This window comes from Streptomyces sp. WY228 (assembly GCF_019287315.1).
Classification (GTDB): domain Bacteria; phylum Actinomycetota; class Actinomycetes; order Streptomycetales; family Streptomycetaceae; genus Streptomyces; species Streptomyces caviscabies.
In genome coordinates, this window is the sequence record NZ_CP079114.1 from 2,978,436 (window position 1) to 2,989,401 (window position 10,966).

Genomic DNA, 10,966 nt, shown 5'->3' on the forward strand with positions numbered 1-10,966 from the left:
GTTTGGGGCGCCGCGACCCGCGACGCGCCGTACGGCACGGGCGGGTGCGGCCCGGGGTACTTCGCGCGTACCCCCCGAAAGGACCCCGAAACGGCCAGGGCCTTTCGTTTGGATCAGGTCGGACCCCGCGAGCCCGACATGATCCAAACGAGAGGCCCTGGGTCAGACGGTCGTGGAGGGGGTGGTCGCGGTGGCTCCGGCGGCCTTCGCGGCGGCCCGGACGGCGCCGGCGACCGCGCCCGCGACCTTGTCGTTGAAGACCGAGGGGATGATGTAGTTCGCGTTGACCTCGTCCTCGGCGACCACGTCGGCCAGCGCGCCGGCCGCGGCGAGCATCATCTCCGTGTTGACGGTGCGGGACTGGGCGTCCAGCAGACCGCGGAAGACGCCCGGGAAGACCAGCACGTTGTTGATCTGGTTGGGGAAGTCGGAGCGGCCGGTGGCGACGACGGCGGCCGTCTGACGGGCGACCGCCGGGTCGACCTCGGGGTCCGGGTTCGCGAGCGCGAACACGATCGCACCGTCGGCCATCGCGGCGACGTCGTCGCCGTTCAGGACGTTCGGGGCGGAGACGCCGATGAAGACGTCGGCGCCGACGACGGCCTGCTTGAGGGTGCCGGTGACGCCCTCGGGGTTGGTGTTGTCGGCGATCCAGCGCAGCGGCGAGTCCGGGTCGGCGGCGACCAGGTCCTCGCGTCCGGCGTGCACCACGCCGTGGATGTCGGCGACGACGGCGTGCTTGACGCCCGCGGCGATGAGCAGCTTCAGGATGGCCGTACCGGCCGCTCCGGCACCGGACATGACGACCCGTACGTCCCCGATGCCCTTGCCCACCACGCGCAGCGCGTTGGTGAGGGCGGCCAGCACGACGATCGCGGTGCCGTGCTGGTCGTCGTGGAAGACCGGGATGTCGAGGGCCTCGCGCAGCCGGGCCTCGATCTCGAAGCAGCGCGGCGCGGAGATGTCCTCCAGGTTGATGCCCGCGAAGCCGGGGGCGATGGCCTTGACGATCTCGACGATGGCGTCGGTGTCCTGGGTGTCCAGGCAGATCGGCCAGGCGTCGATGCCGGCGAAGCGCTTGAAGAGGGCCGCCTTGCCCTCCATGACGGGCAGCGAGGCCATCGGGCCGATGTTGCCGAGGCCGAGCACCGCGGAGCCGTCCGTCACAACTGCGACGGAGTTGCGCTTGATGGTGAGGCGGCGCGCGTCCTCGGGGTTCTCGGCGATGGCCATGCAGACGCGGGCGACGCCGGGGGTGTAGATCATCGACAGGTCGTCACGGTTGCGGATGGGGTGCTTGGACGCCATCTCGATCTTGCCGCCGAGGTGCATGAGGAACGTACGGTCGGAGACCTTGCCCAGCACGACACCCTCGATGCCGCGCAGACCTTCGACGATCTCGTCCGCGTGCGAGGTGGACGTGGCGGCGATGGTGACGTCGATCCGCAGCTTCTCGTGGCCGGAAGCGGTGACGTCGAGACCGGTGACCGAGCCACCGGAGGACTCCACGGCCGTGGTGAGCTGGGAGACCGCGGTGCCGCTCGCGGGCACCTCCAGCCTGACCGTCATCGAGTACGAGACGCTGGGCGCCGTTGCCATGGCCGAGTCCTTCGCTTTCCTTAGCTTCATTGCCGCGCATCCGGAACCCTCGTTCCGGACACGCTTCCCGATCGTCGCACCTACCGACTGGTAGCCGGTAATGACTGCCGTCTTTCGGAAAGTAGTTTCCACCATACGAGAGATCACCCGTTCGGCGGAACCCCCAACCGGCGGAAAGCGGTCGGCGGGACCGCCACAACGAGAACAGACCCGCGCCACCAGAAGGTGACGCGGGTCTGTCTTCTACGTCTAAGTGGCACCGACCCGCCATGCTCGCCTCGCGGCAAGTGGTCGCTCGAAGCGACGAAGGTTGGGCCCGGGGGCTTGGATCGAGCCGGTGCCAGTACCACGGTAACAAAGACCCCGGAAAAGTGATTCCCGTGCGCCGGGTTGACTCGCGGAACCCTGTCGTGTCAGTCCCTCAGCAGGTCCGGCACCCCGTCCTCGTCCGGCAGGTCCCGCTCCCCCGAGACCACCGTGAGCTGCTGCGTCGCCCGGGTCAGCGCCACGTACAGCACCCGCAGACCGGCCGGGGACTCGTCCGCGATCTCCGCGGGCGAGACGACCACCGTGGCGTCGTACTCCAGGCCCTTGGCCTCCAGGCTGCCCAGCGCCACCACCCGCTCCCCCAGCTCCGCCAGCCATGCGCGGGCCTGGGCGCGGCGGTTCATCGCGACGACCACGCCGACCGTGCCGTCCACCTCCGCGAGCAGCCGGGCGGCCTCCTCGCGGACCGTGGCGGCCAGCTCCCCGTCGCGTACCGGCTCGAAGCGGGGCACCACCCCGGTCGAGCGGACCGCCGCCGGGGACTCCATGCCGGGCATCGCCAGCGCCAGCACCTTCGCGGCCAGCTCCGCGATCTCCGCCGGGTTGCGGTAGTTGACGGTGAGGGTGAAGCGGCGGCGCGGCCGGGAGCCGAGCGCCTCGTCGCGGGCGGCGGCCGCCTCGTCCGGGTCGGACCAGGAGGACTGGGCCGGGTCGCCGACGACCGTCCAGGTGGCGTGCCGGCCCCGGCGGCCGACCATGCGCCACTGCATCGGGGTGAGGTCCTGCGCCTCGTCGACGATGACGTGGGCGTACTCGGTGCGCTCCGCCGCGAGCCGCTCGGCCCGCTCCCACTGGGTCTCCTCGCGCTGCGGCATCAGCTCCTCCAGACCGGTGAGCTGGTCCAGCGGATCGGCCTCGCGCTTGCGCCGGGGCCGGTTCGGGGTGCCCAGCAGCGCCTGGAGCTCGTCCAGCAGCGCCACGTCGTGGACGGAGAGCGGACCGTTGCCGTCCGCGTCCAGGCGCTTGAGGGAGCGGGCCAGGCGGCGCGTCTCGCCCTGGTTGAGGATGCGCCGGGACCAGCAGGCGAGCCGCCGTTCGTCGGCCATCGCGGCCAGCACCCGGCGCGGCGTCAACTCGGGCCACCAGGCGTCGAGGAACTCCAGGAACGGGGTCTCGGTGGAGACGTCCTCGTCGAACGAGGAGCGCAGCTCCGCGACCAGCTGGGGGTCGGTGTACCGGCCGCGCCCGGAGGACTTGCTCCACAGGGCGTCCAGCAGCAGCTTGCGGGCGCGCGGGCGCAGCAGGTTGACCGGGGCGGTGCCGCCCAGGGCGTTGTGCCGGATGCGCTGGAGCTCGTCGGCCTCCAGCTCGACCCGGGCCCCGAAGGCGACCACGCGCAGCCGGTTCGGAGGCGTCGTCGCCCCCCGCTGTTCGGGCTCGTCGCCGAAGGCGAGCTGGCCCGCCTCCTCGCGGGGCGCGGCTGGCCGGCCCTGTTCCAGGGCGCCCCGGGCGGCCTTGCGCAGCACAGGGAGCATCCGGGAGGAGCCCTTGATCCGGGCCACGGCCGGTTCGTCGTAGGCGGTGGCGCCTTCGAGGCCCGCCGCGTCGTCGGAGAGCGAGCCGATCGCGCGGATCGCGACCTGGCCCTCCTCACCGAGCGAGGGCAGCACGCCTTCGGTGTACGCGACCAGGAGCGGGGTGGGCGAGACGATCAGGATGCCGCCCGCGTACCGCCGCCGGTCCTGGTAGAGCAGATACGCCGCCCGGTGCAGGGCCACGGCGGTCTTGCCGGTGCCGGGGCCGCCGGTGACCTCGGTGACGGAGGCGGCGGGGGCCCGGATGACCAGGTCCTGTTCGGCCTGGATGGAGGAGACGATGTCCCGCATGGTGTGGCTGCGGGCCTGGCCGAGCGCCGCCATCAGCGCGCCGTCCCCGATCACCGGCAGCCGCTCGCCGTCCAGATACGCCGTCAGCTCCGGGCGCATCAGGTCGTCCTCGACCCCGAGGACCTTGCGGCCCTTGGAGCGGATGACCCGGCGGCGTACGACGCGGCCGGGCTCCTTCGGGGTGGAGCGGTAGAACGGGGCGGCGGCCGGAGCCCGCCAGTCGATCACCAGCGGGGCGTAGTCGGAGTCCAGCACCCCGATGCGGCCGATGTGGAGCGTCTCCGCGATGTCGGCGGTGGCGTCGTCCCGTACGGAGTCCTCGGCCGGCTCGACGGAGGTGTACGCGCCGTCCGGGCCGCGCTCCCCGTCCTTGCCGAGCAGCAGGTCGATCCTGCCGAACAGGAAGTCCTCGAACTCGCTGTTCAGCCGGTTGAGGTGGATCCCCGCCCGGAACACCTGGGCGTCCCGCTCCGCGAGCGCGCCGGGCGTACCGACCTGGCCCCGCTTCACGGCGTCGTCCATAAGAAATTCCGCCTCGTGGATCTTCTCTTCGAGGCGGTGATAAACACGGTCGAGATGCTCCTGCTCGACACCGATTTCCCGGTCCCGCAGCGATTCGACAGCGGCATCCTGCGCGGCCACCGAGGCCCCCTTCTTAACGGCACTGGGCAGCCGTCAACCCTATGCGAAGGGGGGCCCGAGCGCATCTGCCGACCGCATCCCGATCGCGCGTCGTACCGGGTGGGGGCGCGCGGAAGCGCGGCGGGCGCGGTTCAGGCCCCGATCTCCACCAGCCGCTCCCCGTCGAAGGTCCGCACCTCGAAACGGGCGATGTCCTTCCGGTCCATCGCCGCTCCGCCGTGCACATACAGCGGGGCCTTGGCCGTCGGGTTCGTGGCGCCCTCGATGCCGTACCCCCACTGCGGGACGGACCAAGAGGTGACGACCTCCTCCTCACCGGTCCTGGAGACGGCGATCAGGTTGCACTTCTGCGGTCCCTTGACGTTCTTCAGCTCCAGGACCGTGTGGGTGCCCCAGGCCTTCTCCTCCATGCCGACGGTCGCGCCGACCCGGGTGGTGGGGTCGGTCGCGGAGACCTTCTCCGTCATGTGCTCGAAGAAGGCGTCCTCGGCCGGGCTGGTGGGGTGCGGCTCGCCCACGGCCACCGATCCGCCGCCGCGGTCGTCGCCCGCCGTGACCGCGAACGCGGCGACCGGGCCGCCGATGATCAGGGCGGCGGCCGCGGCGACCAGATAGCGGCTGCGCCGGGTACGGCGGTGCCGCTTGCGCGCGACCTCGTCCATCAGCCCGCCGAGCACCCGGGGCGCGGGCTTCTCGGGTACGTGCGGAACGGGGCGGGCGCCGGGCACGGCGGAGGGCGCCTCGGAGAGCATCGCGAGCATGGGCTCCATCGAGGCGAACTCGTCGAGATGCGCGGCGCACCGGGCACAGCCCGCGAGGTGCGCCTCGAAGGCGCTCGCCTGCGCGTCGTCGAGGATGCCGAGGACGTACGCGGCGGCCGCGTCGTGCTCGGACCCTTCGGGCTCCACGCCGAACGGGCCGCCGGGGCCGGTGGGGCCGCCGGGGCCATTCGTGCCGCCGGGGCCGGGGAGGTGCGCGGGCCCTGAGGGGTGTGCAGGACCCGCGGTATACGGGGGACGTGAGGGACCGGACGGCGTACGGGGGCCGGGAGGCCGGGGCCCGAACGGCTGCCACTGCTGGTCGCTCATGCCGTGATCCCCCTCTCTTCGAGTGCGAGCTTCATCGAACGCAGTGCGTAGAACACCCGGGACCGCACGGTCCCGCTGGGAACGCCGAGCACTTCGGCGGCCTCGTTGACCGTACGTCCCTTGAAGTAGGTCTCGACCAATGCTTCCCGGTGCGCGGGGGTCAAATCTTCGAGCGCGTCGGAGAGCGTCATCAGCCACAGCGCCTTGTCGATCTCGTCCTCCGCGGGAATGACCTCCAGCGGCGACGGATCGACCTCGCGCGGCCGGGCCTGCCGGCTGCGGTGGTTGTCGATGACGATGCGCCGGGCGACCGTCACCAGCCAGGGTCGGACGGAGCCGGTGGCCCGGTTGAGCCGGCCGGCGTTCTTCCAGGCACGGATGAGCGTCTCCTGCACCACGTCCTCGGCCCGCTGGCGGTCGCCCGCCACGAGCCGGAGGACGTACGCGAGCAGCGGCCCGGCATGTTCGCGGTAGAGCGCCCGCATCAGCTCCTCGTCCGGTATCCCGGAGGAGGACGGGGGCGGCTCACTGCGATGTCGAGCCCTGTGCGGACGGTCATCGGCCACGGCCGCATCCTTGCGCACCCGAACCTCCCGGTCGAGACCTCTGAAACGAGCTCTTGGACCATCGATACGGGGGCGGGGGCCGGTTCATTCAACGCCGGGCGGAATTTCTTTCTCCGGGCCGTACGCACCCGGTGTCCCCCGGCCGTACGCGTCGGTCGTTCCCGAGGTCCTGCGCCGGTGCCGGGCGACCCGTTCGCGGTTGCCGCAGACCTCGCCGGAGCACCAGCGCCGCCGCCCGCCGCGCGAGGTGTCCAGGTAGAGCCGGTGGCAGGACTCGCCCTGGCAGCGGCGCAGGGCCGCCCGCGCGACCGGGTCGGTGAGCAGGTCGACCGCGTCCCGGGCCACGACGGCGAGGAGCCCCGCGCAGTCGGGCGCGGCGCTCAGGACCCGCACCAGGCCGCCGTCAGCGCCGCGCACCGCGCGCGGCCCCGGAGGCGCCCCGGAGGCAAGGGAGTTGAGCAGTTCCAGTGCGCCGCCGGTCTCCGGCCCGCCGAGCTGAGCGGCCATCAGGCGGCTGACTGCGGAACGCAGTTCGTGGAAACGGACCACCCAGGTGTCGTCCAGCCCGGTCAGCACGGTGCCCGGCGGCACGAGCCCGGCAGCGGTCAGCCACTGGGCCAAGTGGGCGGGCCCGTCGAGCTGTTCACAGGTGCCGGGCACTCCGTCCGCGCGTTCCGTGGCCACCAGATCGAGGCAGATCCGGCCCGCGTCGAACCGCCATGTCCGCGCACTCCTGCCCGCTGTCCTGCTCACGCTCACCGCCCTGGATCACCCGGTGGAACGACCCTTCCCAGAGTGCTCCTGTCGGGGCCCGGCCGGAACCCCCGCCGCCGCCGCCCCCGTACCGTGACGGTCATGGAGTACGAGGGGGAGCCGCGCATGGACCGCACGGACCGGTACGACGGGAGCGATGTGATCGGCTCCGGGGGGCTGCGGCTGCGCCGGTGGCGCGAGGAGGATCTGCCCGCGCTGCTGCGGGCGTACGAGGATCCGGCGATGCACCGCTGGCTGGCCACCCAGGTCTCCGGGCCGGACGGGGCGGCCGACTGGCTGGAGGCGCAGCGTACGGGGTGGGCCTCGGGCACCCGCTTCGCCTTCGCCGTGACGGAGGGCGGGCAGGATGACGAACCGCTCGGCAACGCCGTGCTGAAGCGGCCGGATCCGGTGAGCGGCCGGGCGGAGGTGGGCTATTGGACGACAGCCTCCGCGCGCGGCCGGGGCGTGGCCCCGCGGGCGCTGGCGGCACTCACCGACTGGGCGTTCACGACCTTCGCCGAACAGGGCCTGACCCGGCTGGAGTTGCTGCACCAGGTGGACAACGAAGCCTCCTGCCGGGTGGCGGAGAAGGGCGGATACCCGTTGGCGCGGGTGATCCCGGCGCTGCCGCCCGACTATCCGCTGGACGGCCATGTGCACGCGCGGGAGGCTCCGGCGGCGGCGCTCAGCCGGCCGGCGGGTCGTCGTGGAGAAGCCGCTGGAACAGATGGTGGTCGCGCCAGCGGGCGTTGATGTGCAGATAGCCGGGCGCGGTGCCGATCCGCTCGAACCCGGCTTTGGCGAGCACCTGTTGGGACGGGGCGTTGTCGGTGACGGTGGCCGCCTCGACGCGGTGCAGGCCCAGCCGGTCGCGGGCCGCCTCGCAGACCGCGTGGACGGCGGCGGTGGCCAGTCCCCGTCCGGTGTGGCCCTCGTCGACCCAGTAGCCGAGGCGGCCGTTGCGGAAGGGGCCGCGCTCGATGCCGGAGAGCGTGAAGCCGCCGACCACCCGGTCGTCGGCGTCCGCGAGCACCCAGGGCATGGAGCGCCCGGCGTCCCGGTCGGCCAGCAGCGCGGTCAGCCGGGCGGCCTGGCCCTCGACGGTGTAGAAGGTCTCGGGGCGTACGGGTTCCCAGCGCCGCATGTACGCGCGGTTGCGGGTGAGGGCCGTGGCGAAGGAGGGCGCGTCGGTGAGCTCGACGGGCCGGAAGGCCACGTCGGGGGCGAGGAGGTGGGTGCGGTCGGTCATCCGGTCACGCTAGCCGGGACGCCGGGCACCGGTCACACAGGCCGGGACGCCGGGCACCTGTCACGCCAGCCGGGGCGGCCGGGCGCCGGACCGTGGGCCTCGCCGACCTGGATGTGTGCCCCCTGCGCCAGGGCCCCCGGGCTCTCAGCGCCCGTACTTCGTGTCCGCCGACGGGTCCAGCGCCAGCCGGTAGCCGCGTTTGACGACCGTCTGGATCAGCCGGGGCACGCCCAGCGCCGTGCGCAGCCGGGCCATCGCGGTCTCCACCGCGTGCTCGTCGGTGCCACTGCCGGGCAGCGCCCGCAGCAGGTCGGCGCGGGCCACCACCCAGCCGGGGCGGCGGGCCAGCGCGTGCAGGAGGGCCATGCCCGCGGGCGGCACCGCGCGCAGTTCGTCGTCGACGAGGACCGCGTGGCCGCGGATCTCGACGCGGTGGCCGGCGACGGGCAGGATCCGGGCGGCCGCCGGGAGGTGGGCGCACATCAGCTGGACGAGGGGGCCGAGCCGGAAGCGTTCCGGCTGGAGGGTGTCGACGCCCCGGGCCTGGAGCGGCAGGGCGGTGACCGGTCCGACGCAGGCGACCAGGACGTCGTCGCGCAGCGCGCCGAGGACCTCGGGCAGCAGTCCGCGGGTCTCGGCGCGGCCGAGGAAGGAGGCGGCGGCGGGGGCGCTGGTGAAGGTGATCGCGTCCAGGCCCCGGGCGGCCGTGACGTCGAGCATCCGGTCGAGCGGGGCGAGGTCCTGCGGCGGCATCCAGCGGTAGACGGGTACGACGACGACCTCGGCGCCCGCGGCCGTCAGCGACTCGACGAAGCCGGGCAGCGGTTCGCCGTGCAGCTGGAGCGCGACCCGGCGTCCGGCGACGCCTTCGGCCAGCAGCCGGTCGAGGACCTCGGCCATCGATTCGGACCCGGGCGACCAGGCCTCGGTCAGCCCGGCGGCCCGGATGGCGCCCTTGACCTTGGGGCCGCGGGCGAGGAGTTCGACCCCGCGCAGGGTCTGGAGGAGCGCGTCGCCGATGCCCCAGCCGTCGGCCGCCTCGATCCAGCCGCGGAAGCCGATCGCGGTGGTGGCGACCGCGATGTCCGGCGCGTGGCCGATGAGTTCCTTGGTGGCGGCGAGGAGTTCGCTGTCGTCGGCGAGCTGCACGATCCGCAGGGCGGGGGCGTGCAGGACGGCGGCCCCGCGGCGCTTGAGGAGCGTGCCCAGCTCCTCGGCCCGGCGGGCGGCGGTCACCCCGACGGTGAAGCCCGCGAGGGGGCCGTGCGTTGTGTCGTCGTCCTGCATGGCGTGTTCCCCGGCTCCTGTGGTCCCGCTGGTACGGGGTGTTCCCGCTGGTACGCGATGTTCCCGCGGTCGGGCGATGTGCGGAGGCCCGAGACTGCCAACGGTGCGTGACAGGCTCGGTTCCTCCGTATTTCCCGGCCGTTACGTCGTACGACTCCGGGATGTCGTCCTCCGGGCCCCCTCACACCTCCGCGTAACCGAGCTGGGCCCGTGCGGTCACGGGTGCGGGGCGGCGAAGGTATACCGCCCAGGTGAGGGTGAAACACACCCCGTAGAAGGCGAGGAAGGACCAGAAGGCCGCGGTTCCGGTGCCGGAGGCCTGGAAGGACTGGCGGAAGGCGAGGTTGATGGCCAGCCCGCCGAGCGCGCCGACGGCCCCGATGAGGCCCATGGCCGCGCCGGAGAGCCGCCGGCCGTGGGCGGCGGCCGCCTCGCCGTCGAGCCCCCGGGCCAGCGCCTTGGCGTGGAAGATGCCGGGGATCATCTTGTACGTCGATCCGTTGCCGAGGCCCGTCAGGACGAACAGGGCGGTGAAGCCGGTGAGGAAGACGGGCAGCGAGGCGGTTCCCGAGGCCTGGATGACGACGCCGGTGGCGGCGGCCATCGCGGCGAAGGTGGCCAGGGTGATCCGCGCGCCGCCGTACCGGTCGGCGAGCCGGCCTCCGACCGGCCGGATCAGCGAGCCCAGCAGCGGGCCGATGAAGGTGAGCGACGCGGCCTGGAGCGGGGTGCGGCCGAACTGCGTCTGGAGCACCAGGCCGAAGGCGAAGCTGTAGCCGATGAACGAGCCGAAGGTGCCGATGTAGAGGACCGACATCAGCCAGGTGTGCGGATCGCGGACGGCCTCCAGCGCGGCCCCGGTGTCGTTCTTCACGGGCCGCAGGTTGTCCATGTACAGGGCGGCGCAGACGGCGGACAGGACGATCAGCGGGATGTACACGCCGAGGACGATCCGGGGGTGCGAGGCGCCCAGGGTGCCGATGACGAGCAGGCCGATGAGCTGGACCACGGGGACGCCGACGTTGCCGCCGCCCGCGTTGAGGCCGAGCGCCCAGCCCTTCTTGCGGAGCGGGAAGAAGGCGTTGATGTTGGTCATCGAGGAGGCGAAGTTGCCGCCGCCGATCCCGGTGAGCGCCGCGACCGCGACGAAGGTGGCGTACGAGGTGCCCGGTTCCATCACCCAGAACGCGGCCAGCGTCGGGACGAGCAGGCTCACCGCGCTGAAGACCGTCCAGTTGCGGCCGCCGAAGCGGGCGACGGCGAAGGTGTACGGCACCCGCACCAGCGCGCCGACCAGGGTGGCGGTCGAGATGAGGAAGAACTTTCCGGCCGGGTCGATGCCGTACTCCGGTCCCATGAACAGGACCATCACCGACCACAGGGTCCAGATGGAGAATCCGATGTGCTCGGAGAGCACGGAGAACCACAGGTTGCGGCGGGCGACGCGTTCTCCCTTCTCCCGCCAGAACGTCTCGTCCTCCGGCTCCCAGGTCTCGATCCAACGGCCTGCCATCACGCGCCTCCACAGGGGGTCGGGGTGTTGTTCCCGACGCTAGGGAGCCCGCGTTTCGGCGTGGTGCCGCGAGGTGACCGGTGCGCAACCTTGCTCTCACCGGGCCGTTTCCG

9 protein-coding genes are annotated in these 10,966 nt (G+C 72.7%); 1 reads left to right on the forward strand and 8 read right to left on the reverse strand.

Going from position 1 to position 10,966, the window contains the following annotated elements; all coding sequences use genetic code 11:
* Window positions 1–162: 162 nt before the first annotated feature.
* The 5 genes from KV381_RS12925 to KV381_RS12945 form a co-directional block, all read right to left on the reverse strand.
* Window positions 163–1,599 (reverse strand): NAD-dependent malic enzyme, encoded by a 1,437-nt coding sequence (locus KV381_RS12925; protein ID WP_030087547.1) that lies wholly within the window; start codon window positions 1,597–1,599, stop codon window positions 163–165.
* Between the two features lie 413 nt (window positions 1,600–2,012).
* The gene (locus KV381_RS12930; protein WP_218785244.1) at window positions 2,013–4,394 is read right to left on the reverse strand and encodes a UvrD-helicase domain-containing protein; all 2,382 of its coding nucleotides are present in this window, start codon (window positions 4,392–4,394) and stop codon (window positions 2,013–2,015) included.
* A gap of 131 nt (window positions 4,395–4,525) precedes the next feature.
* On the reverse strand, window positions 4,526–5,482 hold the full coding sequence (locus tag KV381_RS12935) for an anti-sigma factor (RefSeq protein WP_256995060.1): 957 nt from the start codon (window positions 5,480–5,482) through the stop codon (window positions 4,526–4,528).
* Window positions 5,479–6,066, reverse strand: a complete 588-nt coding sequence (locus KV381_RS12940) for a sigma-70 family RNA polymerase sigma factor (protein ID WP_063751866.1) — start codon at window positions 6,064–6,066, stop codon at window positions 5,479–5,481. Before KV381_RS12940 ends, KV381_RS12935 begins: the two co-directional genes overlap by 4 nt.
* 66 nt (window positions 6,067–6,132) lie before the next feature.
* On the reverse strand, window positions 6,133–6,801 hold the full coding sequence (locus KV381_RS12945; protein WP_032791065.1) for an ABATE domain-containing protein: 669 nt from the start codon (window positions 6,799–6,801) through the stop codon (window positions 6,133–6,135).
* Window positions 6,802–6,903: 102 nt separating this feature from the next.
* Between KV381_RS12945 and KV381_RS12950 the strand changes: the two genes are divergently transcribed.
* Window positions 6,904–7,557 carry a GNAT family N-acetyltransferase gene (locus KV381_RS12950; protein ID WP_230543675.1) on the forward strand — a complete coding sequence of 218 codons (654 nt, stop codon included), beginning with the start codon at window positions 6,904–6,906 and terminating at the stop codon, window positions 7,555–7,557.
* Here the strand turns inward: KV381_RS12950 and KV381_RS12955 are convergent.
* The 3 genes from KV381_RS12955 to KV381_RS12965 form a co-directional block, all read right to left on the reverse strand.
* Complete coding sequence (locus KV381_RS12955) at window positions 7,490–8,053, reverse strand: GNAT family N-acetyltransferase (protein WP_086779163.1); 564 nt, start codon at window positions 8,051–8,053, stop codon at window positions 7,490–7,492. The two genes, KV381_RS12950 and KV381_RS12955, sit on opposite strands and share 68 nt — an antisense overlap.
* A 144-nt stretch (window positions 8,054–8,197) precedes the next feature.
* Window positions 8,198–9,340 carry a uroporphyrinogen-III synthase gene (locus KV381_RS12960; RefSeq protein WP_030087534.1) on the reverse strand — a complete coding sequence of 381 codons (1,143 nt, stop codon included), beginning with the start codon at window positions 9,338–9,340 and terminating at the stop codon, window positions 8,198–8,200.
* A gap of 181 nt (window positions 9,341–9,521) precedes the next feature.
* Entirely contained in the window at window positions 9,522–10,853 is a 1,332-nt protein-coding gene (locus tag KV381_RS12965; RefSeq protein ID WP_086779162.1) for a NarK/NasA family nitrate transporter, read from the reverse strand.
* Between the last annotated feature and the right edge of the window lie 113 nt (window positions 10,854–10,966).